Origin of the sequence: Enhygromyxa salina (assembly GCF_002994615.1) — a bacterium.
Lineage (GTDB): Bacteria > Myxococcota_A > Polyangia > Nannocystales > Nannocystaceae > Plesiocystis > Plesiocystis salina_A.
In genome coordinates this window covers 28,244-53,770 of the sequence record NZ_PVNK01000165.1, presented here as the reverse complement: position 1 = coordinate 53,770, position 25,527 = coordinate 28,244, and the positions used below count along the sequence as shown (strand labels likewise).

Below are 25,527 nucleotides of genomic sequence, written 5' to 3'. Positions count from 1 at the left end.
CCCGTGCCTCAGCGCGAGCACTCCACGTGGCCGAGCCGCCTCCTGGCGCGGGTGACGAGGGCCGTGCTCCGGCGCCGGACCGCCACGCTGATCGGCCTGCTCGCGCTGATCGTCGCGGCGGCGCTCGGCCTGACCCGCCTGCGCATCGACTTCTCCTCGACGGCCTTCTACGGCGACGCGTCCGAGGCGGCCCAGCGCTTCGCCGAGCACCAGGCGACCTGGGGCGCCGACGACGACACCCTGCTCGTGCTCGTTCATCCAGAGGCGCCCGGCGACGAAGCTGGGGTCTTCGGCGCCGAGCGGCTCGCGGCGATCGCTGCGCTGACCGACGCGCTGGCCGACGCGCCCAAGGTCGACGCGGTCAGCTCGATCACGAGCCTGGCCCTGCCCCAGCCCGCGCGCTTCGGCCAGGCCGAGCTGACGCCGACCTCTGTGCCCGAGCTCGCGGCCAGGCTCGCGCTCGCCGAGCAGACGCCGGAGCAGCGCCGCGACCTGCTCGAGCGCCTGCCCTTCGTGCCGACCCTGCTCTCGGCCGACGGGCGCGAGACCGTGATCGTCGTCGAGCTCGCGTTCTCGAGCGACGATGTCCAGCGGACCAAGGCCGCCGTCGACGAGCTCGAGGCGGTGATCGCCGCGCACGACGACGCCCTGAGCGAGGTCGGCCTGACCCGCGAGCTCGCCGGGGTCCCGGCCACCCGCGCGAGCTTCTTTGCCCTGGTCGTCCACGATCAGTTGATCTTCGCGCCGCTGACCGTGACGATCATCGGGCTCGCGCTGCTGCTGGTGTTTCGGCGGATCCACGGCGTGGTGATCCCCGCGGTCGCGGCCGCGGTCCCGCTCCTGGTCCTGGTCGGGATCATGGCCTGGACCGGCGAGGCCGTCGGGCTCCTCAATCAGGCCTACTTCACCCTGCTGCCCGTGATCGCGGTCGCCGACGCGATCCACGTGGTCGCGCGCTACCACGAAGAGCGGCGGGCCGACCCGAGCCCCGCGCACCGTGACGAGGCGATCGTCCGGGCCTGCTCGCGGGTCGGCCTGGCCTGCCTCTTGACCTCGGTCACGACCGCGGCGGGCTTCGCCTCGCTGGCGGTCGCCGACATGCCGATCTTGCGCGGCTTTGGGCTCTATGCGGCGCTCGGGATCGGCCTGGCCTTCGTCACGGTCATCGTGCTGGTGCCGCTGCTGCTCTCCTTCGTGCGCGACGATCAGCTCGCGCCGGAGCTGCCGGGCTTGCGCCCGGTCGACGCGGTGGTCGAGTTTGCGATCCGGCAGCCGGGCCTGGTCCTGGTCGCGAGCTCGGCGGTGTTGCTGCTCGCGATCGTTCCGGCCACGCGGGTGGAGATCGACAACACCCTGTCGGGCTTGCTCGAGGCGGACCACCCGACCCGCGTCGCGAGCACCCGGGTCGACGAGGCGCTCGGCGGGGTCCTCGGCCTGGAGTTCGAGCTGCGTGGGGCCGAGGGCGTGGATCTGCGCGAGCCTGCGCTGCTCGCCGCGATCCACGGGTTCGAGGTCTGGCTCGCACAGCAGCCCGAGGTCCGCGCCGTCGAGGGCCTCGGGACGGTGGTCGCCGGGACCGGGGTGCTGATGCGCGAGGGCAGCACGATCCCGCCGACGCGGGCCGGGGTCGACGCGCGCCTGGAGCTGATCGCGCCCTACGCCCCGCTCGACCGGCTCGTGCGGGACGATGGCCGGCGGCTGCGGATCCACGCCGGGCTCCCCGACGCCGGGGGCGTGGCCTTTGTTGCGTTCGCGGACCGTGCCGAGGCCGAGCTGATCGGTCGGCTCGCCGGGGCTGAGGTCGAGGCCCACGCGACCGGGACCGCGCTGCTCGCCTATCGGGGGGTCAACGGGATCACTCGGGATCTGCGGGACAGCTTCGGGCTGGTGTTTGCGGTGGTCCTGGTCGTGATCGGCCTGTCGTTTCGGAGCTTGTGGCCCGCCCTGGTCGCGGTGCTGCCCAACGGGGGGCCGCTGCTGCTTGGCTACGCGACCCTGGGGGTGCTGGCCCAGGTCCTGGATCCGCTGGCCGCGGTGATCTTGACGCTGGCGCTGGGGATCGCCGTGGATGACTCGCTGCACATCATGGTTCGGACGCGCGAGGAGTTGGCCGCGGGGGCGAGGGTCGAGGACGCGGTCCGGAGGGCGATCCGGCACTCGGGGCGGGCGGTCGCGGTGACGAGCTTGGTGATCGTGGGCGGTCTGGGGCTGAACCTGGGGTCTTCGTTTCCGCCGCTGCAGCTGCTTGGGGTGCTGGGGTCGGTGGTGATCGGGCTGGCGTTGGTGATGGATCTGTTGGTGTTGCCGGCGTTGATTGTGGTGGCTGGGGGGCGGGGGTTGGGGGCTCACTGAGGAACCCTATCTCGCAATGAGCGTTCTCGTCGCACCGCTTCCAAGTCGTAGAGCATAAACTCGTCATCTTCGGTTCCCGCTGGAGTGACGTCGTCGGGCGCAGGACTTCGATAGGGCGGTCTCGACATTGAAGCCCGCGTCCATCTCGATCCCTGATAAAAACAGACCGCTTCGAGTGCAGACAATCATGTCATGGTGGAGTTCAAGAGCTGGTCGTGTTCGGTGCAGTAGGAGACCAGAGTTCGGAGCATGCTCGAACTCCCCTGTCCCGCGGGCTTGAGCGTCACCCCATGGTCGCCGCGCTCGCTCTCGATAAAATTTGTCGCCGCATGCTTGGCCGCCGCCGTGGCAATCACGAAAACGTCTGCCGAGCGGGCTGCGGCGCGCAAGGCTACGCTCCCACCGACGTGGTCATCGAAGGTTGAGACCCGAATCTCCTTGACTGCGGCGCGCAATAGGCTCGAGATGCGATGGAGCACCGTCTGCTTCAGCGAGTACAGCGCGACGTGCTTGCCCCGCAGCGCTGACAGCGGCTCCGGATTGATCGGGTCCGATGCCGGGCGAAACTGCTCGGGTATCGACAATTCAAGCTCACTAAGCAAGGCCGCGAGGAGCAGCCGCTGCTCGACGCTAACTCGCCGCGAGTGGCGGCACATGAGCTCCATGACCATCATTGCGAGCTGTGTGCGTGTTTGCGGAACGAGAGGCTTATTGGATACGAGCACGTCGAGGAGTTCGAGACAGCCATCGAACTCAGCCGGGGCTCCGTGCGCATCGACACTCACCATCGCCTCACGGACGAGCTCGGCGTATTGCTTGGCCGTGACGCCAACGCTGAGCATGAGTTCGACGAGATTTGCGAGTGTGGCAAAGAACAGACGCCCGGGGGCGGGATCCGACAGATGGATCACGACCAACAGTTCGAGTGCGTCCACAAGGGCTCGCGCGGGCCGCCGACAGGCGGACAGCCCAACGAGTAGGTAAGGGAGCCCCTCACGAATGCGTGTCTCTCCGGGTGGCGTGAGGCTGCCGAGTGAGGTGGACAGGGCAAGCGCGCTCGCCTCGGACTCGAACGCCTCGCTGCTCCACTCGAACGACCCGCGCTTTGCGACCACCGCGGCATCCATCCACTCTTGGTTGTCCTTGACGGCCTCTACCCACTGAAGCCAGCTAGATGGGATCGCCGGAGTCGTTGCTCCGGGCGCGTCTGCGGAGGTCAGACTGCCTTCGCTCGGCTCGGGCGCCGCGTGCCAGTATTGTGGCGCGTAGTGTTCGAGCAGTTCCTCGACATCCTCGACCACCCGCTCGACATCTCGCGGGCTGGGCAGGTCGTCGGGGTCGCTATGGCCTCCAAGTTCAAGCACGCCTCGCATCAGGCGCACGACTCGGCCGCTTGAGTGCTGACGGAAGTGCGCGCTAATGAGCAACTCGTCCGGCTGGCGTCGCGGCGGCAGCGGACCTACATGGCGCCGGTAGGCGTCAAGGACCAGTTGCTCGACAATCTGATTACAGTCCGCGAGCGTGATTTCGGGCTGGTCTCGCACGCACCTTTTTGCGCCGTCAAAGCGCTCACGCAAGCGCTGGTAGCTTGAGTCGTCCGGCAGCAACTCGCGCAATTGCCGAAGATAACCGGCGATTGTGCGCCGACTGGCGAGCGAAACCCGGTCCTCGGGCGTGAGGTCGTCGAAACGGTCGAGCGCGACGCGAGCACACGCAAGCGTACTGATGTCGCAAGCGCAGCGCAGCAACTCGAGTACGACCTCAGGCGAGTCAGGCAGCGATAGAAGCAGCGTCCAGGCCGCGTCGAGCGTGCCACTGCTTTGCAGGCCCCGCGCGCGCCCCAGCGGATCGGAGGGCGCGCCGGCGGAAGGACCGGGCCCGGGTTCAGCGAGAGCGAGCAGTTGCTCGATCCAGGCACGCCACTGCGAGTCTTCCTCGATGACCGCGAGCGAGCCACGTAAGCAATCGGCGCCGTGCCCCTCGACGATTCCAAGCAGCGTGAACATGACGTCGGCCTCGGGGCAGTCGTAGATCGCTCGCGTGGTCAGCAGCGGTCCGATCTCAGAAACGACGCTCGAACGAAACTGCGCCAGGGCGCCCTCGGGATCTTCGCCCGCCTGGTAACCCGCGAGGCGGCTGACATAGACTGCGCGCAGCAACGCCTGGCTAACGAGTCGGGGTCGCCGCGCCGCGCTGATCATGCAATAACGTGCCTCCGCATCGAGGATATCTTGCCAATTAAGGCTCGCTTCGTTAAGGCAGATGCGTAGGTATAGGATATTCTGCGCGTCGAGGTGTCCGCCCGACTCGAGTTCTTCGATACAGACACGAGCGATGTCGAGCGCACCTAGACGCAGAGCCTCATCGAAGTCAGAGAGGATCCGACCAGTCGGGCGAGCCACGTTCTCGCTGCGGCTGGGGGTCAGGCCCCGCAGTTCAACGAACTGTATGAGGCGCGCGTGCACGAACTTGCGATACTCGTCTTTGACCTCGAAACGTATCACGCGAGGACCAAATGCCTGAATCAGTGCGCGCTGCGAAGGAGCGCTCGCGTCGAGGCGGGTCGGCTGCCCCACGTAGTTCGAGTAACTCGGGCCGACGAACGCCGTCAGCGCCTCCTGCAGGTGCCTGAAGCCGCGATTGGTGTACGAAGCGGCGTACCACACGGTGACATTCGCAGCCTTGTAGGGCAAGAACACCGGGTCATCGCCATCGATGAGCCGATTGAGCCAGGGCTCCAGCGCGCGCGCGACTCCTGGTTCGAACGTCCCCCGCTCGATCATTGACCACGTGATCTGATTGTCGCCTGCGAAGAACCCAGCGGCCAGGGCGACGCGAGCATCACGATCGAGCATCCAAGCCTCCATAATCGTGCTCGAACTGCAGACGCGTCCGCGCGATGGCGCCATTATCACGATCGAAGCGGACCGCTTCATCGTTAATATCGACACCAGAGAAAGTAAAATTCATCGACCCCATGACGCGATAGCCGTGACCGACTAGGCCTTTGGTGTGAAGCTCCGACGCCTCCCTCCACGCAAAATTGTCGAGCCCCATCGCCCCGCGACGCGCGAGTGAGTTATAAATCTCCGTACTGGCTCGTGGACGAGTGACGACGCGAACCAGTGTGCCCCTCATGGCGAGCCGAGTCAGAGCCGCGGACATGGTTAGGGTCGTGGTCGAATCGCCTTCGGTCAGCGCCCCAAACGCGCCCGCGGTATCACGAATGACCTCGATGTCACTCAGCCACGGTGACACCAGCCACAACTCCGGGCTCGGCTTCAGGAGTTCCGCTACGAACACGCTCTGCAGCAGCTCACGGACTTCGTTGCGAGCGTAGCGAGAGTGACGAAAGATGTCGCGTGCAACGGTCACTGGAAGGCCTCCGGCATATCGAAAATCAGGGTCATGCCTTCCGTCGTGCGTCGGCAGGCCCGGACGCGAGCATAAACGAGCAAGGAGTCAAGTTCGAGGGGCGTAGAGCTGAGTTCGAGGACTGCGCGGCGCAACTCCGCGAGTTGGTCCATGCTCGCGCGCAAGCCCGCGCGCCCGTGCTGGCGCAAGGCGTCGTCGAGCGCGCTGCGCCAGTGCTCGTCAGTAATGCAGAAGGTCACGATCGCGTGAGGAACGATGGCATGCAGGAGCAAGCGATCGCACGTCGGCGTCGACGCGAAGGGGCTCCAAAACGCGAGCGCACGATCACGGACAGACGCACCGTGAGGCCAACACTGCGCGACGACGAAGTTGAACAAAACTGCGGGCTCGTGGCCGCGGGTCCACTCAGGTAGGGCATCGGCGAAATGACGAACAAACTCGGGGTCCTCGGCCAGCAACGCGGACAAGCTCGCGTCGCCAACCTCGAATTCGAGGCGCGCTTCAACCCGATCGCGATGGCAGACGAGACTAGCGAGCAACGCGTCGGTGCGGGCGCTCGAGCCCGCGCGCAGCACCCTCAGCGCTAGCGCACTCGTCGAAGCGTGCGTGGTAGCGAGGCCTCGCGCGCGCAACTGCTCGCGCACGTTCTCGAAGCGACGGTGTTGGTCCGCGAAGCTGCTCGCCTCACGAAAGTCCGCGACGCTGCTAGCGAACTCGCTGTTGTATGCTGGATCGTCCGGATCCAGGGCTGCGATGACCCGACGTAGATCGTGGTCGACCTCTTCGTGATCGGATGGCTCGAGTTCGACCTCCAGTAGCTGGACGAAGCGACGCGGATCCTTGGAAAAGCGACGCTGCACCTCCTCGACGAACCCCGCCCCGCCAACGGTCGCCTCCGTCAGCCACAACTGCTCGGGAGGCAACTCGGTGGCGGTTGGAGGCCCAGGCGAAAGCTCGACAAAGAGGTCACCCGCGTCGACCTGGGGGCACAAGCGGCTGCAAGCGCCGACCAGAGCCCCACCGATGGTGGCCTTGGTCATCTCGCGTAGGCGTGGCTCATCCTCGGCCGCGAGGGGTCGGACCAGGACCTCGGCCGCGCGGGTCAGGCCTGCGCGGACCTGCGGATCTTCGAGGGGCGTGGTCAGCGAGTTCTCATCTTCGCCGTTTTGTGCGTCGTGCTCGGCGCGCAAAATCGGGTACAGGCGATTAGCGAGGTGCGCCGCGCGGCCCGCGGCGATACGATCGATCGCCTCGCGCGTCGACGACTCCTGCTGCTCGGCCGAGACGACCACACAGGCGAGATAGAGTTCGAGCAACACCTGCAACTCGAAGGCATCGAGGTGCGCGAGATCCGAATCAACGCTGGCGCGGTGGCGAAACAAGCTGACGCGCAGACTGCGGACCAATGCGGGATCGCGGGACACGATCGAGACGATGTCATCTGGCAGCGCGAGGTCGACGACGATCGCGTCGACGCTCGCGCGATAACCCAGCCCCACGGGCGTCTCCCCCGCGAGATAGTGGATCTGGCCTTTCGCACGAGTCCCGTCGCGCTGGCGTCGATCGGCCTGGGTCGCCGTCGAGAACCGGCGAAGCTCGACTGGGTTGCCGTGCATGTGTGTGTGAAAGCAGACACTCATCACCCGACCCCACGCGCTACCGCGGGGCATCTCAAGCATCGTCCCCGACGCGTCCGCGATAATCTGCGTGTGCCAGATCGGCCGCGAGTTGGAGCGGTCGTTGATCGTCCTTGGGGGTTGCTCTGTATGGATCCGATAGGGCCGAATCACTGGCACCGAGCGAATGGCCCCCTCGACGACGTACTGGAACTCGCCAAGCGCCTGCGCATCGGGGGCCGGGCAGAAGCTCTCGATGTCCAGTGAGCCGGGAATGATCTCGGGTGGAGGAACCCAGTGGGCGTCGAGAGCGTGCGCGACACCGAAGCGTCGCGACACCCGGCCGGGAGCAAATTCGGACAGGGCCTGGCGGATCGGCATCCACTCTTCGGAGACGTCGCTCGAGCGGCGAGACGCCTCAGACTGGCACAAGCGAATCGCTACCTCGGGGAGGTTGAGATCCTCGAACAGCGCGCGCGGGATGAATTCGGGCAGTGGATGGCGGGCGAGGTTGTCGTGTCCACCATCGACGCGCCGCCACTGCCGCTCGATGCGTCGGATCAGCGTCGGCCAGACCGAGAACACCAGCGAGCGTGGTGGCTCCCACAGTAATGCCAAGGCCTCGTCGACGCTCTTGAGGCCAAGCGCGTCGCGGAGGTAGCGGGCGAAGCTGTCGCGCAGTCGGGCGTCTTGCAGCAGGCGCTCGACATGCTCAGCGATCGCCCGCTGGCGTGCGCGATCTCGATCGTCCCGCGCGGGCCGGCCAAGATCCTGCCAAAGATCCCCGGATTCAATCTGCCCGGCGAGCCAATCCATGCACGCCAAGGTCGCTTGCATGCGCAGCACATGGCGATTTTTGATCGGCAGGTGTCGCGGCGGCACATGGGGCGAGAACAGGTGTTCGTAAGCGCGATAGGCTTGCTTGTCCTTGCCCCAATCCGAGAGCACAACAACCGTCCACGGCCGCATGACGCGACCGCGCCCGGCGCGCCCCCTGCGTTGCAGGTACGCGGCGGGATCGAGGGGAGCGCCATGTTGGACGATCCCGCCGACCTTCGGATCGTCGAAGCCAACCTCGAGCGAGGCCGTAGCGACGACGATCTCCGCGTCACCGGTCACGCCGGTGTCCTGCGAACTGGTGCGGCTCACGATCGCCCGGTGCTTCGGGTCGAGCGCGTGCCCGATGTCCTCACAGACGGACCAGGCCTGGCCGGCGGCGAGGCGCGCCGCGTACTCGTGGTCACCGCGGCGACGCAGCGAGGCCAGCGGTGGGTGGGGCGCCGGGCGCCGTGGTCGATGGGGGCGGTACCAGCCCTCGGCGTCCCCGAGCTGAAAGTACAGACGGTTGGTGACATCGAGGTTGTCCGTGAACACGAAGATGCGCTCACCGGCGGCCCCCTTACTCTTGCATGACTCGGCGTCGAGCAAGCGACGCAGCAGCATCGAGGCCTGGATCGTCGTCGACAGCGTCGCCACCTTGGGCCGGCTGCGCAACGCGAGGATCTGCTCGCAGCCCTCGGTCACAAACACTCGTGGCTCGATCGTCGCCACTCGGCTGGCATACGTGCCGACGAGCTGGCTCATGAATCGCGTAGCCTCAGCGAGGGTCGCGGACAAACCAACGAAGTGGGGCTGGGCACCGCTGCGATGTCGCCAGCGTCGCAGCGTCAGCCCGACCTGCGCCCCGGAGCTGCCACCGTAGGTGTGGACCTCATCGAGCAAGACCAAGGAGGGAGGACGCCGATTGCCGAGGCCGAATAACGGCCAGTGCTGGCAGTTGGCGAGGCTGCGATTGAGCATCTCCGTGGTCGTGAACAGCAGATCGGGGGGCCGATCGCACATGCTCTTGCGGGTCAGGCGAAGGCGTTCGCCGTCGAGCGTGAACTCGCAGCGCGTACATACGAGCCGCTCGACCTCGCGGGCGCGATCGGTTTCGGGCCAAGCGAGAGCGCCGCCGCAGTCGGGGCAGTCGAGGTAGGGGCAGCGACGCGCGCGCGCGCCCCTAGCGTCAAGCAGCGGCCACGCCCGTTCGTTGTAGTGGGCCTCAACTCCCGCGGCCCGGCGAGGCACGCCACCGTAGAGCACGCCGATCGACATCGGTCGGCCATGATGGCGGCGCAAGACCGACTCGACCCGAGTCGCGTTGGCGACCGCCGTGGACAGCTGGTCACGCAGCAGCTCGATCCTCGGGTACAGCGCGAGACACTGGGTCGAGGGCTCGCTCGACATCTGTCGGGCTATGTGCATGAACGCCGGGAGATAGAAAGCAAGAGTCTTGCCACTGCCTGTGCCCGCGCACACGATCGTCGCCGAAGTGCGATTCGAGGTCGCCTCGCTCAAGACACGTTGGGTCGCCTCGACCTGGAAGTCGGCCAGCTGCCAGGTCGAGTCCGCGCCACCGAGTAGGGCCAAGGCGACGCTGCGCTGGAGGTCGTCACAGCGCACATGCTGCTCGATCCTGGCGAGCGCGTCGGTGACGGGGATATTGCGCGCGGGATAGCGACGTGGGCGCAATACGAAACGAAAGTCGGCGACGAGCGGCGTCGCTGCCGTCCAGCGTTGCGTGGGGAACCACTGGCGTAAGCTGGCGAACAAGCGCACGCCCTCTCCCATGCGCGTACGGTAGCGGCCCGTGTGGTTGGGCTCGAGCAGCACGAGCAGCACGGCGTCGGTCAACCACTGCAGCGCGTCCTCGGGGTCCTCCGTCGCGCCCTCGCGCTCGACCACCTCGGTCGCTATTTCGATGAGTTCGTCCTCGGTAAAGGCGCCGTCGACCATGCCCCACGCGAGCAGTCGCGCCTCGCGACGCTGGAGTTCGTCGAGGATGAGGAGAGCAATGGGGGCGATTGAGTCCATCGAAGCCCGCCTATACGAAGCGAATCCGCAGGCTGTCGAGCAGTTCGTGCTGCTCGAGCCACTCGCGGACTTCATCGGTCAACATGTCGACGGACGCGCCGCCAGCCTGCGCGGCCTTACAAAACGCCAGGGCTGACGCCGGAAAGGCTTCGGCGCCAAGATTTGCCAGGAGCACCTCAAGATCGTCGCGCACATGAAGGTACCTCGTCCATGTCTCCTCGTGCGTCGGAACGGTGCTTCGAAAGCTTTGCAGCTGAGTGTTGGCTGCGCGAATTCGGGCCACGAGTTCGGCCTGCCCAGGGACCTTTTCGATCTGCCCAAGCAATTGCATCTGCGGGCTGGGGGCCGAGGCGAACTCGTTCGCCCAGGCTTCGGTGAGGGCCTCCTCGAGCGTGCCGATTACCTTCTTCGCGCGCTTCTCGAGCGTCGTGATCCTACGGCTCTTGCGCAGAGACTGGGATGTACCGTCGAACGCCGAGATGTTGTCGCGCACCGACTTTTGCAGCTTGTCGAGGGCCGGCATAGCTGCGGCGTCGAACACCTCCTTGGTCACCAATAGGCTCGCCGTGGTCAGCTGCTCGAGCAGCTGTGTGCGCAGCTGCTCGAGCACGGCGCGCATCTGCTCGAGCGCTTTGGCATCGTCGTGGTGTTTGGCGTCGTCCTTGCTCAACTCGAGCTGCTCGCGCAGCCGCTTCGCCCGCTCAAGCGCCGTCATGACGTTGCCTCCCCCCAGGAGTCGAGCGCGTTTTGCAGCAGCTCGAGCTCACGCTCGACTTCGCGGGCCATCTGCTCGCGTGCCTTGGCTCCCGTACCCGCCGTCGCCTCGAGCCGTCCCTCGACACGCCCGAGCATGCGCTCGAGGAGGCCACCGAGTTCGTTGGTGATGCGCATGGCTTCGGCGTCGTCGTAGGCCAAAGCGGCGAGCGTAACCGGGCCCCATTCGCCAGTGCTACCGCGCTGAGCTTTGGTGAGGGCTTCGGCAACGCGCGCGTCACGAAACCGTTTTAGCTGGTTGCGCAGCGTCTTGATCTCGTCGTCGGGCACGAGCTGCTCGTGCTTGCTGGCCTTGGCCTCGGTCAGGAGTGAGCTGATCTCCGCCATGAACTCGTCCTTGTCGAAGCTGTCGCCGAGCCAGCCGGTGACCGAGTTGCACCACCGGGCGAGCTCGCTGCTCCGTGAGGCCAGGCCCTTGTCGAGCGGGCGACGCAGGTCGTTCGACTTGTCTGTCAGCGTCCAGGTCTTCATGAACTCGCGCGCGGCGGCGTCGACCTCGACGATGTCAATGGCGAGGATGCGCGTTCCGAGGCGCTTACCATAGCCCTGGCGCACGGCGACGAGGTCGACGAGGTGCGCCCAGGCCTCGCGGGCCCGCCGCCCAGCGAACTCGAGCAGCCTGCGCCAATCCCCCGACAGCTCCGAGCGCACCGGCTGCTGGGGCAGTTCGCGCATGAGTACGTCGAGGGCGGCGTCGAGGTGGTTGCCTCCGCTGACGGCATGACCGAGCACCGCGGCGCTGAGCAGACGGACTTCCACGAGGGTCCGTGTACTCGCCTTGGCTCGCTTGGCTCGCTCGGCTGCCGCCGCCGCGAGGTAGCGCGGACGTCGACGGGTGACGAAGCGAGCGTAGTGGGCTGCCTGGACCTCCCCGCCCACGTAGTCCCACCGTCCCTTGGTCTCGGGGACGTCGTGAAACCGGAGCACGGCCTCAAGCTCTTTGCGGTACGGTACAGCCCGACGCGCGTCGGCCCAGACGTCGTCCTCACACAGCACGATCGCGGCGTCCGCGAAGCTGAGGCCACCCCCGCCACGAGCGTTCGGTACATATGTGTGTTTCGAACCGAGCGCTTCTTTTGCCTCGAGTGCTGACGTCTCCCAGGGTGGTCGACTGCCCGCCCAGTCGTGAGGGAAGCTCGCATACATCGCGGCGGCCATGGCCTTACGAATTTCACCGGCCCGTCGCTGGACCAATTGGATTCCACGCTGCCATTTGTCGAGAAGGTCCTTCCACTTCCGGTCGAAGGGATCCGTAGCGACGACGGGTTTGTCGGGCAGGGACGAGGCGCCTCGCTGCTTTGGCGTGGACTGCCGCGACTGTTTCTTTGGCGTGGCCGCGCCAAAGTCAATCACAGGGATATCGAAGGCACAATATAGCAGCGGCGAAATCCGGGCCGCGATGCCAAGCGAGTCCGGGTTACCGCCCCAGTAGCTCACGAAGGTCATCACGCGTTTGTAGTGCCCCTGCGACTGCGCATCGATCGCGCCGATAACATCCGTAGCGATCACAAGGCTCTCGGTATTCGTGGACAGACTCGGTGGAGGAAACAGACCGCGCTCGTAGTGCCTGCGTAACTCGATGACCTCGAGCACTATCCGGTTAATGATCAAACGCGGATTGAACACGAGCCTGCCGGCAATCGCGCACTTTTCGCGAACGAGTGAGCCGATGGCCTCCCGGTTGAAAGGAAACAAGGGAAAGCCCCCATGACTACTCCCGAACGCTTCGATAGTTTCTTGCTCGTTAGGGCTCACGTCCTCGGGTTGGTGCTTCGGGACTCGAGGGCCCGCCTCGCCGTGTATGCTTGGAATCCGAAGCGTGCTCAGCTTGGCTTCGCCCCAGCGGGCTGCATTGAGGTAGGCCCCCACGAGTTCGATCGCGCGCTCAATGATCTCGTGTTCGTCCGCGAGTTTGTCCTCAATCACCCAACGCACGTTCGCCCGGGTCTGGAGCGTGTCGAGACTCCCAATCACCCGAGTTCCGCGGGTATAGGCGAGCGCGCTGCGAATCGTGCAGTACCGTCGCTGACCGTCGACGCGCCCTTCCTGGACCAGGGCGCGCAACAGCGCCTCTTGCATCCCCGAGAGCACGGCGAAGTCCTCGACGAGAATGACCAACTCTTGTTCGCGGGCGAGCAACGCCTCGCGCAGGCGCAGGAACACCTCACTCAGCGGCGTGCCGCCCAGGTCCAGCAGGCTCTGGGTCGCACGATCGAGCACACGATTGTACAGACCCGCAACCTGCTCCCGCCGCGTCGCGCTTTGCAACATGGGGACGAGCTTACGCACGCTCTTGCTCAGATCCTTGACCGGAACCAACTCACCGAGGTCCTGGAAATCTCCGGCTTCGAAGCGACGCACTTCGATGGCGCCCTCGTACGAAAGGTTACGAACGATCTGCATCACGACACCGGGGTCGCGGTCCGGATCGCCCAAGAAGCGCTGCGCCCAAAACGCGGGCTCGTCGAGTAGCGCGGCGACCGTCGCGCCCCACTCGATCTCGGCGTCCTCCTGCGAGCGGGTACCCGCCCGACGCCGTTGGTTTGCGTCCTTGGCCTCCTCGCGCAGTGCGACTACGATTTGGGTTCGCAACTGCCGGGCCGCGACCTCGGGGATGCTCTCGCTGGCACGCTCGAGCGCTGCGCGTATCTCATCGAACTCGGGACCGTCGAGACGATCGAGGATCAAACGAATGATCGACTTGAGGCTGGAATTTTTGGGGACGAGGATGACGTGGCGCTGCGCAGCGTCATCACGGGCATGCAACTGAGCCTCAAGCCACTTGACGACGTGCGACTTGCCGACGCCAGACTCGCCCTCGATGGGGACGATCGTCCAGCCGTCGCTCTCAGGCGCCAGCAGTGCGTTGAGAATCTCGTACTCGTCGCGCAGGGGGGACTCGCTGGCCTCTTTGCCCCACTCGACGCGGCGAAATTTCATGGGCTGATGGACGGCGAGCAGCACGTGCGGCGCGAGGCTCTGAGCGTCGGTGCCCAGGGTCGCGCGCGTCTGCTCGAGCCCCGGCCAGAGTTGGTCGAGGGCGCTCATGACCCGACCTCCTTGGCCCTCACGTGGGTAACGTTGCACAGCGGTCGAAAACCCGAGCCGAGCATGACCTGGCGGTCGGCGTCAGCCCGGTCGTCGAGTTCGAGAGAGCCAATGGCCTCCAATCCGAGCAGCGCTCGCGTAACCGCGGGCGGGATCTCGTTGGCATCGAAGCGGCGCCACTGATCGTCGGCCTCGGCTCGCGCGCGGGCGCGCGAGACGTAATCACCCTCGGCGAGCACCGGAATGGTCTGCCCGAGATTGACCATGAAGCGATTGATCGTGACCCACTCGTTCGCGGTCAACATCTCGGACAACTCGTCCTCGATCGCCTCGCTCGGATCGAGTTGGAACGGCTCGTTCCAGGCGAAGCCAAAGAACGGCATCCATGCCTTGAATGCGTTCCAACGCACATCGTTTTGGAGCACGTACTTATCGGCCTGCTTGGAACCGCCCGGAATGATGTTCTTGAGGTGGTCTTTCTCGAGGTTCTGAACGACCGAGTGCCGGTGGAGGTCGGGCTTGTACACGTCGACGGACAGCATCCACGCGCAAGCCAGGGTAAAGTCCGCGGCCCCCGATGGCTCGCGGCGAAGAAAGTCCTCATTGTTCTCGGGCAGCAGCACACGCCGCCGCACCTCGCGGCGAAACGCCCGATACTGAGCGTCGCCGTCAAGAGAGAGCCTGTCGAAGGGCGACGCGAGAGCGAGCTTTTCGCCCCTGGTGACGAATACGCCGAGTTGCTTGTAGCGCAGGATCGTATTGCCGACGTGCTTAGCGTCACCGATCGACTCGGGTGCGCACAGCTTCTTTATGCGGTCTTCACTGGTCGGGCCAAGATGCCGCAGCGCCCGCCAGACCACGAGCAGAATCGGGGGACGGCCGTCGTTTGCGTAGTTGAGTATGCTCATAGTGACCACTGGTTGATGAGCCTATCGAGACGATAGTGTGGTCGGGTGTCGGTGAACAGTCGATCGGGACGTTCATGATCGCGCACAGACTCAGGGAACACTATCACGTGACATGGTCGGTCGAGGATGGTGAGCGCGACGAGGTCCTTGCCCGAGCGGGTATCTGGTGAGACCAGACTCAAGCGCGGGAGCGGGAGCTCCGTTGCCCCTTCGATGGAGAAACCATCGCGGTCGCCTAGTCCGCGCAGGACCAAAAAATCGGCTGGAGACATCGCGGGAAGTTCGGACGCCTCGACCAGATCACGAAAGCCGTCGGCGACCGCGAACTCGAGGAACCCACGGACAAGCAGATACCTCAGCAAGCTGCGAAAGGGTCCGAGCCAACTATTGCGCTTGAACTTGTTGGTTGGGGGTGGGCCGTAGGTGATCCAGACGTGGCGCGGCGTGGGCCGCATACCGAGGTCGAGCTGCGAGCTGCGTTCGGCGAGCAGCCCCTCGCTGAAGGCGATCGGCGGCCGGCTTCGCGGAATCGGCCTGGCCGTCCGTGTGCGCGGACACTGGCCGCCAAACGCCAGGGGCTCCACGGTCCGTGGACCGAGCTTCAGGGTGTACGTCTCGGCAAAAATCTCGTTGAAGGGACGGCGCACGTGGAGCAGATCCTGCAGGCGCTCCTGGTCTCGCCTGTCGTAGTTGCGCGCCTGGGCCCGGGTCGCCGCGACACGGTCGTCAAAGACCGCCTTGCTGATGCTCACGGGAGTGTGGATGACCGCGTGGCCAAACGCGAGGTTCATCGCCTGGTGACAGCGATTGTCGTAGGCAATGTCGGACTCGTCGGGCTCCCGCTCCGGCAATTCGAGCTGTTCCGTAGCGAGGCGGACCAGCCCCGCGCGGGCCATGAGCGTCAGCAGTCGGACGTTCCATGCGCGATTGACCTCATTTTCTTGGCGCAGATCCGGGGGCATGTCGTCGAGACGCACGCGCAAACAGTCGTCCTGCCCGAGCACGAACTCGCCGTTGTTCTTCAGCACCGACCAGCGATCCCAAGCGCGGTCGAGACCGAGCAGTTGGGTCTCGGCGAGCCTCTTGGCGATGGCGAGGTCGTGACCCGTGTGCAGCCACAGTGACAGCGAAGCACGACCGTCGCGGCCGCCCCGGCCGACTTCCTGGTAAAAACGATCGACGGTCTCCGGGATACACGCGTGGATCACCGCGCGGACGTGGCTGTTGTCCATGCCGAGACCAAACGCAGAGGTCGCTACGACAACGTCGAGGCGGCCCTCGGCCCACTGGCGCAGCTTCACGGCACCCTCGAGCGTGCCTGCGTCGCCCCCACGAAACAGCGCCGCACGCCGAAGATCGAGGCCCGTGCGCAGCTGATCGTGCAACCGAGCGGCATCGTCGCGCTTGGCTGTGTAGATGAGCAGTGGACGCGGCAGGTGGCGGACCGCCTCCAGCACACGCTGCTCGCGCTCGCTGACTGAAGATGCTTCGCTTATCCAGTAGTGCGGTTCGGTGCGAAGCTCGGGCGCGACGAGCACGTGAAAGGCCCGTGCGTCGTCATGCGCGAACAGGGTCCGCATCGTGGCCACGCTTTCGTCGGTCAAGGTCGCGCTGAGCAACAGGGCTCGCGGTGACTGCTCGGGAGGCGAGACCTCGCGCCAACTCGATACACAGGCTGCGAGAAACTGGAACTCCGGGCGAAAATCGTCGCCCCACTGGCTGATCATGTGTGCCTCGTCGACCACAACCCACGCGAGCGCACCTTGTCGAGCGGCGCGATCGAGGATCGGCCGCAGTCCGCTGACAACGGCTTCCGGCGAGGCTATTACGATGCACTGACGACGGGTGTTGAGCCGCTGGCGAAGTGCCTGCTTGTCCTCGGGATCGAGCCCGCCGTGGTAAGCAATAGTGTAGGTGGCTTGGTCGGGAAGCGAGCGCTCGAGACGTCGTTGCATACGCGCGCCCTGGTCCTCAGCCAGCGCCGTGGTTGGCACAACGATGACCGAGAGCATGCCGCGCTTGGCCGCGCGAATGGCCGCCATTTGCATGGCGAGGGTCTTGCCCGATCCAGTCGGCAGGCCAACCACGAGGGTCTGGCCGGGCTCGAGCAGCGCAACGGTGCGGATCGCCGCCGCTTGCCCGGGCGAGCGGTAGCCAGAGATACCCAGCGTCGCTGCCGTGACCGGATCGACGGGCAGTTCGCTCGTCTCCACCGGGACTTCAGGCTCACCGAGCGCAGTAGACTCGAGATCACCGTCTGCGATCCACCTCGGTCGCCAAGGCCGCGCGCGCACTCGATAGTGGGTCGCTGGTGAGAGCACGACCTCGACCCCGCTCGCCTCCCACTGCGCGCGAGACGGCCAGGGGCGAGTTCGCGGGACATCGAGTTCGGCGTCGCTGCGACCCATGCCGCGCAACACCTGACGGACGAGGCCTGCGAGGTCTCCGCTGCCGATCTCTTCGGGGCGCTCGCGCGAGGTCTCGAGCGCGGTGAACAACCGACGATAGTTGTCGGTCTCGAACGCGTGGGCCTCCACGTCGAGTTCGGGCCACCCGCGAAGAAGTCGGGCGAGTTGGCTGAAGTCGTTCATCTCAACTCGGGAACGGGCGATCAGCGAGGACCACGGCACCGACCGAGTCGAGCCGGACCGTGGGCGGCTGGAGAGCGCCGTGGAGGCAGCGGTGAATCTCGGTCTCGAGCGCAAGGATCCGGCGATCACCCTGACGCCCCGCGACGGCCTGGATGCGTGCCTCAAGGCCGCGCTTGGCCTCGCGATAAACCTCGTCGACGTAGTCGGTTGCGCACTCGAGTCGCTTGCTAAGTTCGGTGCGCTGCTCCAGTCGCTGCCGCGCCCGTTCCCGCGCAAGGCTGCATACGTCGCTCCAGTCGGCGTAGAGTCCGAGGGCGTCGACGGGATCCCAGCGCTCGTCGCGGAGGTTCTTGTCGCCCGAGTTCTGGCTGTAGGCGCGGCCGAGTTGCTCGAGTTGCACCTGCGTGACCTCGTCGCCCTCAATGTCGATCCAGACAGTCTCGTATAGCGGCGGGAAGGCTTCTTCTGCCCGCCGCGCAATCGCCGCCAGTGACACGTTCCTGTCTCGCGCGAGTTGTACGACCGCGTCGAGGTTGGCCTCGATGAGAAAATCGAAGCGAAAGAACAGGGCCTCGGAGCCCGCGCTGGGGAACACTTCGTTAAAGTTCTCAACCTCGCGCCACATCGCGTAGGCGCGCCCGCGCTCATCGTGCTCCATCAGCTTGCGCACGCCCTCGACGAAAGGGTGGCCGACGCGGGCGATCGGCATGCTGTCGGTCTTGGCCGCGCGCCCACGGTCGAACTCGAGCCAGCCAGTGTGTGGCCTGTGCCGCTTGCGATCCTTAACAAAGGCATCCGCGAATGTCGTGCGCAGGCGGCTGGGGGTCAGCAGCGTGGTAGGCCCGTGCTCGAAGTCGAGGGTGTCGCTATGCTTGCCGTTGCGATGCAGCTTGAAATCGAGGGCCCTCGTCGCCCAGCGCGCGACGGCGTCCGTGAATCGGTTCGCACCTTCGTCGTACTCGTAGTTGTCGAGCCCGGGGTAGACGTCTTCGATACCCTCGAGTATTTCGATCTGGTCGAGCATCGCCTCTTGCTCGACGCGCCGCGATTCGGTCCTGAGGCTGAATTCACCCGCCTCGGCCTGCCACTGCTCGGCGAGATCCGCGATGGCATCGACGCCTTCGTCGAGCAGTTGCCCCCGCAGCCAGGTCGTCCCCGCGTCGAGCACGTGCTGCAGCGAAGCAACCGAATCATCGAACACGCGCACGACCTTGGCGAGACACTCAGCCCAAGCGTCCTCGTAGGTCCGACGCGAGACCTCGACATCGAGTCCGGGCACGAAGGAGGTGATGTAGCGGTTGCCGTTGATGCGATCGAGTCGCCCGATCCGCTGTTCAATCCGGTTGGGTGAGAGCGGCAGGTCGAAGTGGACGAGGCGCGCGTCCACACCCTGGAGGTTGAGGCCCTGCTCACCGCCCTGATCACAGACGAGCACGATAAGGTCCTGCTGTGTATGAAAGTCCGCGACAACCTTCGCTATGGATGTGTCCTCCGCGCCGACATGCGCGACCTTGTCGAACAGCTTTTTGCGCAGCGCGCTGCAGAGTTGGGCGGCGACGGTCGGGCTTGAGCAGAACACCACCCACTTCTTGCGCGGGATGTCGGCGTTGATCAGTTGTAGCAGCGCAAGCAGGCGCGGGTCCTCGGCGACGGGCGCCGCCGTGAACCTGGCCAGTCTGTCAACTTCGCCCTCGAACAGTTCACGTTGGGTCTTGGCCCGGATAGCATTGCGCCGCTTCACCGCAGCCTCCCCCAGCGTGGTAGGGTGAATGAGCGCAGCCTCGAGCAGTTCGAGAAACACGCGGCGGACTTCGTCGGTGTCCTCGCCGCCGGACGTGGAAAAGCGCCAGCCTTCGAGCCACTCGAACGCCGCCCGACGCACGGGATCATCGTAGTTCAGGGGGTGGAGCTGGCGAGTGGGCAGGTCGGGGCGGACATCGTCTTGCTTGCGCCGCGTCCGGAGCAGCCGGCGGTCGAGACGGAAGCGCTCTTGTAGGTAGGAACGCAACGAGGCCACGAGCTCGGCGAGATGGAGATCATCGAGGACATCGAGCGCCCCCCTGAGCTCTTTGATCTTCTGATCGAGGATCGGGGCAGACGCTGCGAGTTCCTCGAGTCGGTCGAGCACGCCTTCGACGAGGAAAGACGGTGCTTCATCGTCGAGTTCAGCGATGGCCTGCGAGATGAGTTCACGATGCTCAACTCTGGCGCGAAAATCTGCACGATCCTCAAGGTCGTACGAGGAGGGATCGAGCAGATGCAGCATGGCCAGGAACGCGTCCTCGTTGTGCAGGACAGGCGTCGCGGACAGCAACAATACGCCCTGCGCATCCTTGGCGACATTGCTGACGATATCGAAGGCGTGGCGCTGCTTGCCCTCTTCGAAGGCGTAGCGGGCGACTTCGTGGGCCTCGTCGATCACGACCAGCGTGGGCGGCTGCTCCAGGTCCAGAAGCCGCGGGACGTTGCGGTGGCCGAGCACCTGCACACCAGGGTCGTTGCTGATGCTTTCACCAGGGAATTCGATCAGCCGTGGAATGTGAAACCGGTGTTTGAGTTCTGCCCGCCATTGGTCGACGAGATGATCGGGGACAAGCACGACTACGCGTGCCTCGTCGCCCTCGTCGATCGAGTGTTGACGAATGATTGTCCCCGCTTCAATGGTCTTCCCGAGACCGACCTCATCGGCGAGCAAATAGCGAAGAACGGGGTCCTTGAGCACGCGCTGGACGACGAGCAGTTGATGGGCGAAGATCTCCACATTGGCAGACGCCAGGCCGAGGAGACCACGGTAGCACGCGCGCTGTTCGGCGATGGCTCGTACGAGGTCGGCTCTGTAGTTGTGCCAAAATGGGGTGTGGGTGGTGCGTTGCTGCAAAAGCCCGAGCGGGTCGCCCAGCGGGAGATCCGAACGAACGTGAGCATCGGCGATGTCTAGTTCGTGCCACTCGTCGTTGGGCAACCTGAGCGAGATTCTCGTAGGTGTCACATATTCGTCGAGTCGCCCGACTTTCCAGCGCAAGCCATCTTGGAAGTAGACGCGCTCTTGGGCTTCGAGCCTTCGCTCGAGGATGGTCGCTAGCGGGACAGTTACGGAGCAGACCTCGTCGGCCGCCGAGATGAAGTACTCGACGCGCCCCTCGCCCAGGCTCTGCTTGCCGAATCCAAATCCGCGAACGGAAGAAGCAGTGGAGATGACGAACCTCATATCGGACCTGGGTTGATAATAGAAGATTTGTAGGGTGCGTGTCCAGCAAAGAGTGTGACGGGTCACGTTTATGCTGCAACGTCGCTGAATCGGAGTTGGGCCCCGACAAACAAGTCTTGAGAGAGCACAGGGCACGGGCGAATCCGCGCAACGAGGCTGGGCGTCGTTGATGCCGGCGACTCGCGTAATTCGCGCTCCCTGCCGACACCTGACGCCGTCCCGAGTGTCGGCGACCTCGACGGGACGCATGCGCCTACCACGCGGACACCAGGGTGGCCATCTAGTCTCGTCTAGTGATGAAGAACAGAAGGACGAGTCTGGCCATCCAAGGTGGCCCAAGTCGGTTCGATCACGCGTTGGTCACGTACGCCACCCCATAGCATCGGGCCAAGGCCGAACCTGAGGAAACCAAGCTATTCGATCTTGCGGGTGACGTCGAACCTAATCACTACGCCGCGGCTTCGTACGCACGCTGCAAAAAATCCGTCAGCATCTCGACATCCTGCCTCGTGTTCTGCACCTGATTCCAAGCACGAACGTCATCAGGCCCGAACCGCCAATCCCCTTTCGTCCACGCACACTCGGGCGCGACCAACGACAAGTGCTTGCGAAAGAACTTCTGCGACGGGATCACCGACCGCCGAGTCCGCTGCGACGCGATGTGGTCCATCAGGTTGCCCACGCTCACGATCCCCGCCCCATGCATCAGCCGCGACTCACGTGGCTTCAACCCCCACGCCTCCGGAAACGTCTCCTTGACCGCCCCCCAGAAGCGCCGAAGCAACGCCGACATGTTGGCAACCGACTCCACGGTCAACTCGTTGCGCTCGCGGAACTCGTAGAGCACCCCATCGCTGAGACTGTTGCCCAGCATCTTGAGCATCGAGTTGTCCTTGATCACCCCGTCCGGAGCGGTCGGGGTCCGGATCATCTTGTAGAGGGGCGACTGCTCCTCATGATTGAGTCGCTCGAGCAGGTACGCCGCGAGCCGCCGCTTGTGCAGCGCCGTCGGCAGCCTCGCATCCGTGTGGGGGATCAACTCGTAGATGAGCCCCTTCGGCAGCGGCTTCGTCGAGTTGACGAGGATAAACTGCTCCGTCTGCTGGCGAAGGTCATCAGTGATGAACGCCGAGACAAGCATCGGAAACTTCTGGACCTTGGCGCCCCGGATCGCCGCGAGCCGCTGCTGCCCATCAACGACAAAGCCAACTTTCCCGCGCTTGCCATGCTCACCAACCGGGATCTCGAGCACCCCCATCACCGCGTCGCTGCTCATGTCGAGCGCCGCGGACTTGACCCGCTTGAACTTCACCCGCGAGTCGAAGGCCACCACAATCCCGTTGGGGATCATCGGAGCGTCGCTCTCGATGTACTCCTTGATCTCCTGGATGTGAGCCACGACCTCCGGGCGCTGATAGCCCTCGAGCTCCGCCCCTGCATTGCGCCGAATGCGTGAGATGTCAACAAAGTCGTACACGCGCTTGCCGTCGACCGCGAAGGTGTAGAGCTTGCGTCCCGGCGACTGGCGAATTTCCATCGCCGGAACCTTGATGACTGCACTGGACTTGCGCATAAAACTAGACGCTCAGAACACGTTGCTCGGGTTCACGGGCGGGCGTTCGGCGCTTCGGGCGCGCGAGCTCCTGCTTCAACTGCTGGTAGAACACACCAATGTTGTGGAAACCTCGACGACGGTTGCGCTCAGCCCCTCGAAACAGGATCACGTGGTGGCCGAGGCCCACACAGACTTCACACTTACACGCCTTCCACGGGCGGTCAGCCAGGACCTCGCGGTAGACCTCGGACCGGTCCCCGCCAGGGTCGTGGATGCGCTCGTATTCGGTGAGGGCCTTCAAAACTGATCGCTCGCTACGTTTCCCAGCGTCGAACTCGGCGAGGTACTTCAGACACTTGGTCTCCGCCGCGAGCGCGTGCTCCTGCTTGACTTCTCCAGCCCGAATACGCTTTTGCAGCCGAACATTGCCGTCGACCTGAGGGACCCGAATGGCCGTGTACGAACGATCCGGCGTGTAGTAGTTGACCTTGTTGTCTAGCCAGGCGCGACGCAGCGGAGACGTGCTGTCGAAGCTGGCCACGCCAAAAGAGCGAAAATCGGCGATCTTCTCGAGTCGGGTCACGCCGAGCAGATGGAGCTTGACCCGCGCCTGGCGGACGGCGTTGACCTGGTCGAGCACGTGGATCAACTTGTGGGTTTTGAGCGGCACGACCCCGCCGATAGCGATGTAGCGGTAGCCCATCTTCTGCAGCGCCTTGACGGCGTGCGCATACGAAGCAGGGCTCCAGCCCTGCGCCACCCCCATTGGCGTGAAACTGCCCGCTTTCTTGGCCTTCTTGATGAAATCCCGCGCAAGCTCGAGGGTGAGCTCTTGGCGCTGAAGAATTTCGGGTGGGACGGACGACTTGCCGAAGGCGTCCCAGTCGGGGTCGTAGGTGAGGATGATGTGGTCAACCGAAACGCCGAGGTCGAACTTGCCGCGGACGTAGAATTCCACGACCTCGTCAACGGAGTACGGCGGCTTCTCCTCCTTCACATAGGTGAACGCCCCGCAGTCGCCCATGAAACGGAGCTTGCCCCACGGGTGGCGGACAGCACGGAAGAAGCGCTTGGCACCGTCTCGGTCGAAGCGCCGCCGCTGCGGGCCCGTGTAGCGACCGGTTCCGCCGCTCGAGTCAACGATCCCCTTGGATACCAGGATGCCGTCGAACACACGGGAACCAAAGATTTCGTGGGCATAGCGGTCGTCGCGGTGTCGGACCCGGTCTGGACTCCGCGTCTCTTTTTCGAAATCGAAGCTCGGGTCGACGAGGTCTTGGCTATCGGGAAGAAAGTATTGCACCGGTCAGGACCTCTTCGCCTTGACTTCGCCATGGAGGCGCTTGAAACGCTTCTGTTCGCAGGCTTGGCCGCTACTTCGCCACGCTCGGAGCAAGCTGGTCCAGCCCGCGCGAGGGTTCTCCTCCAGCGACTTCCCTATAAAGGCCCGCACGCCATCGTCCTCATGGCGCACGCGGTCGAGAATTGGCGGAGGCATAACGTCAGCCACCAGCCGATGGTACGCCTTGGCCAAGCTCGTGGCGGTAGGCGGCCATGTTCGGGTCCGACACAGCAGTTCCTTCGCTGTGCGCGCTGCGAGACCTTGCTTGCTTCCGCGAAGGCGGTCGTCAGGCCTCGTGTTCAGCGCGACCTGGACTCGCGCGTCCACGCGGATCAGCGATGGGCCCAGCTCAGCGAGATCTGAGCCCGCGAACACGACGAGGTGGTCGGGATCCGGGAGAGCGTCGCGCGCGCGGAGCAGGTCCGGCAGCATGGCTCGAAGGTACTTCGCCGAGGCGATCACGACGAGACCTTCGGCCCCAGCAACGAGGGTTTCCAAACAATTTGGCGCCCCTCGGCCCGCGCAAATGACGCGCCACCAGGCGTCGCTCTGATCCTGAGGCCGAACCACCGAGTCCGGCTGGCGGGCCGCGAAGGTCGCCGAGTACGGCCTGAGCGGCTCATCGGCCGACACGAGCCCGTAGCCCGCAGACGCGACCGAGAGCTCGATCCTGTCCCGCTCATCCCGCAGCGCGCTCTCGAGCTCGAGGACCAACTTCCAGTGTTCGCCGCCGTAGAGATCCCTCGCCTGCTTCGGGGTCGCCTCCGAGCTGGCCAACTTCACCAGCCAGCGGGCGGCGCGCTGCTCCACCGGGCCGTCCGCGAGAGCCCGCACGCGCAGGTCCTTGGGCACGGACGCACGCTTGCGCTCCGTGCAGCTGGCCACGATGTGGACGGTCATTGAGGCTCGCTGCGCGACCACGTGACCTGGGCGAAGGCCGAGTGGTTGTGGATGCTCTCGTGATTCTCGGCGTGGACTTCGAACCAGTGAACTCGAGGTTCGTCCTGCAACCGCCGAGCAACATTGCGAACCATGTCCTCAACGAAAACCGGATTGTCGTAGGCCTGAACGGTCACATGAGCTTCGTCGGGCCGCTTGAGCAACGGGTAGACAGGCGCGGACGCGGACTGCTCGGCAACCTCGATGAGCTCCTCGATCCAGACGAGCTGCGGATCCCCGTCGAGATCAGTCTGAGTGCGGACGGAGATCGTGATGTAGCCCCGCTGGTTGTGGGCGCCTCGCTCAGAGATCGCCTTGCTGCAGGGGCACAGGCTGGTCACCGGAACTCGTACCCGAAGCACGAAGTCATCCTCGTCCTCGCTGAGCTCGCCGATGAACGCGCACGAGTAGTCCATCAGCGCCGTCGCCCCGCTGACCGGCGCAGTTCGCTCGAGAAAGTAGGGAAACTCGACTTCAACTCGCGCACTCGACGCATCCAAACGAGTCTGGAGATCTCGCAGGATCTTTGGAACCGTGCGCATCGTCACTTCGCCGTGGTGCTCGTTGAGCACCTCGACGAAGCGGCTCATGTGGGTCCCCTTTTGCTCACGCGGGAGGGAAACGGACATCTCGAAGGTGCCCACGGTACGCTGCTTCTCTGAGCGTCGATCGAGGACGACGATCGGATGGCAGAGACCGGCGACGCCGACGCGGTCGAGGGCGATCTCTCGGTCGTCGGGGAGGCCCTGGACGTCCTGCATAGCGCGGTGTCGTACCATAGATGTTGGCGCCGATAAACCCGCGCGATCGGATCCGCCTCGAATTACGGGAACCGCCACCTACGACCGCCTATGACGCCGTTGGCGGCCTCCTCGTTCGTCGCGGTTGCCCCACATGACTCGGTTCGCGTAGTTGCCTAGATTATTGTCCGAAGCTCGTATGTATTGGACAACGTTGCGATTT

13 protein-coding genes are annotated in these 25,527 nt (G+C 64.9%); 1 reads left to right on the top strand and 12 read right to left on the bottom strand.

The features are described 5' to 3' along the window. The first annotated feature begins 3 nt into the window (after positions 1-3). The gene (locus ENSA5_RS18190; protein ID WP_106392949.1) at positions 4-2,352 is read left to right on the top strand and encodes an efflux RND transporter permease subunit; all 2,349 of its coding nucleotides are present in this window, start codon (positions 4-6) and stop codon (positions 2,350-2,352) included. Between the two features lie 185 nt (positions 2,353-2,537). On the opposite strand, the gene ENSA5_RS18185 is transcribed toward ENSA5_RS18190, so the two are convergent. The 12 genes from ENSA5_RS18185 to folE2 form a co-directional block, all read right to left on the bottom strand. Further along, on the bottom strand, positions 2,538-5,207 hold the full coding sequence (locus ENSA5_RS18185) for a hypothetical protein (protein WP_106392948.1): 2,670 nt from the start codon (positions 5,205-5,207) through the stop codon (positions 2,538-2,540). Continuing rightward, on the bottom strand, positions 5,194-5,727 hold the full coding sequence (gene dpdK / locus ENSA5_RS18180) for a phospholipase D-like domain-containing protein DpdK (protein ID WP_106392947.1): 534 nt from the start codon (positions 5,725-5,727) through the stop codon (positions 5,194-5,196). Before dpdK ends, ENSA5_RS18185 begins: the two co-directional genes overlap by 14 nt. Continuing rightward, positions 5,724-10,274, bottom strand: a complete 4,551-nt coding sequence (gene dpdJ / locus ENSA5_RS18175; protein WP_106392946.1) for a protein DpdJ — start codon at positions 10,272-10,274, stop codon at positions 5,724-5,726. The genes dpdK and dpdJ overlap by 4 nt, the downstream gene beginning before the upstream one ends. Beyond that, positions 10,210-10,914 carry a hypothetical protein gene (locus tag ENSA5_RS18170; protein WP_106392945.1) on the bottom strand — a complete coding sequence of 235 codons (705 nt, stop codon included), beginning with the start codon at positions 10,912-10,914 and terminating at the stop codon, positions 10,210-10,212. The genes dpdJ and ENSA5_RS18170 overlap by 65 nt, the downstream gene beginning before the upstream one ends. Next, entirely contained in the window at positions 10,911-14,021 is a 3,111-nt protein-coding gene (gene dpdH / locus ENSA5_RS18165; protein ID WP_106392944.1) for a protein DpdH, read from the bottom strand. Before dpdH ends, ENSA5_RS18170 begins: the two co-directional genes overlap by 4 nt. Then, on the bottom strand, positions 14,018-14,929 hold the full coding sequence (gene dpdG / locus ENSA5_RS18160) for a protein DpdG (RefSeq protein ID WP_106392943.1): 912 nt from the start codon (positions 14,927-14,929) through the stop codon (positions 14,018-14,020). The genes dpdH and dpdG overlap by 4 nt, the downstream gene beginning before the upstream one ends. Next, on the bottom strand, positions 14,926-17,520 hold the full coding sequence (gene dpdF / locus ENSA5_RS36075; protein WP_258182909.1) for a protein DpdF: 2,595 nt from the start codon (positions 17,518-17,520) through the stop codon (positions 14,926-14,928). The genes dpdG and dpdF overlap by 4 nt, the downstream gene beginning before the upstream one ends. A 1-nt stretch (position 17,521) precedes the next feature. Then, complete coding sequence (dpdE, locus tag ENSA5_RS18145; protein WP_181197884.1) at positions 17,522-20,728, bottom strand: protein DpdE; 3,207 nt, start codon at positions 20,726-20,728, stop codon at positions 17,522-17,524. A gap of 448 nt (positions 20,729-21,176) precedes the next feature. Next, complete coding sequence (gene dbpB / locus ENSA5_RS18140) at positions 21,177-22,301, bottom strand: DGQHR domain-containing protein DpdB (protein WP_106392941.1); 1,125 nt, start codon at positions 22,299-22,301, stop codon at positions 21,177-21,179. 4 nt (positions 22,302-22,305) lie between these two features. After that, positions 22,306-23,586, bottom strand: a complete 1,281-nt coding sequence (gene dpdA, locus ENSA5_RS18135; protein ID WP_106392940.1) for a tRNA-guanine transglycosylase DpdA — start codon at positions 23,584-23,586, stop codon at positions 22,306-22,308. 3 nt (positions 23,587-23,589) lie between these two features. Continuing rightward, positions 23,590-24,525, bottom strand: a complete 936-nt coding sequence (locus ENSA5_RS18130; RefSeq protein ID WP_106392939.1) for a hypothetical protein — start codon at positions 24,523-24,525, stop codon at positions 23,590-23,592. Beyond that, entirely contained in the window at positions 24,522-25,325 is an 804-nt protein-coding gene (gene folE2 / locus ENSA5_RS18125; RefSeq protein WP_106392938.1) for a GTP cyclohydrolase FolE2, read from the bottom strand. The genes ENSA5_RS18130 and folE2 overlap by 4 nt, the downstream gene beginning before the upstream one ends. Positions 25,326-25,527: the final 202 nt, after the last annotated feature.

Bases quoted from the DNA above. Each gene is read 5' to 3' on its own strand.
- ENSA5_RS18185 (WP_106392948.1), bottom strand. From the start codon at position 5,207: ATGCTCGATCGTGATGCTCGCGTCGCCCTGGCCGCTGGGTTCTTCGCA.
- dpdJ (WP_106392946.1), bottom strand. From the start codon at position 10,274: ATGAAGTCCGCGAGTGGCTCGAGCAGCACGAACTGCTCGACAGCCTGC.
- ENSA5_RS18170 (WP_106392945.1), bottom strand. From the start codon at position 10,914: ATGACGGCGCTTGAGCGGGCGAAGCGGCTGCGCGAGCAGCTCGAGTTG.
- dpdH (WP_106392944.1), bottom strand. From the start codon at position 14,021: ATGAGCGCCCTCGACCAACTCTGGCCGGGGCTCGAGCAGACGCGCGCG.
- dpdG (WP_106392943.1), bottom strand. From the start codon at position 14,929: ATGAGCATACTCAACTACGCAAACGACGGCCGTCCCCCGATTCTGCTC.
- dpdF (WP_258182909.1), bottom strand. From the start codon at position 17,520: ATGAACGACTTCAGCCAACTCGCCCGACTTCTTCGCGGGTGGCCCGAA.
- dpdE (WP_181197884.1), bottom strand. From the start codon at position 20,728: ATGAGGTTCGTCATCTCCACTGCTTCTTCCGTTCGCGGATTTGGATTC.
- dbpB (WP_106392941.1), bottom strand. From the start codon at position 22,301: ATGCGCAAGTCCAGTGCAGTCATCAAGGTTCCGGCGATGGAAATTCGC.
- ENSA5_RS18130 (WP_106392939.1), bottom strand. From the start codon at position 24,525: ATGACCGTCCACATCGTGGCCAGCTGCACGGAGCGCAAGCGTGCGTCC.
- folE2 (WP_106392938.1), bottom strand. From the start codon at position 25,325: ATGCAGGACGTCCAGGGCCTCCCCGACGACCGAGAGATCGCCCTCGAC.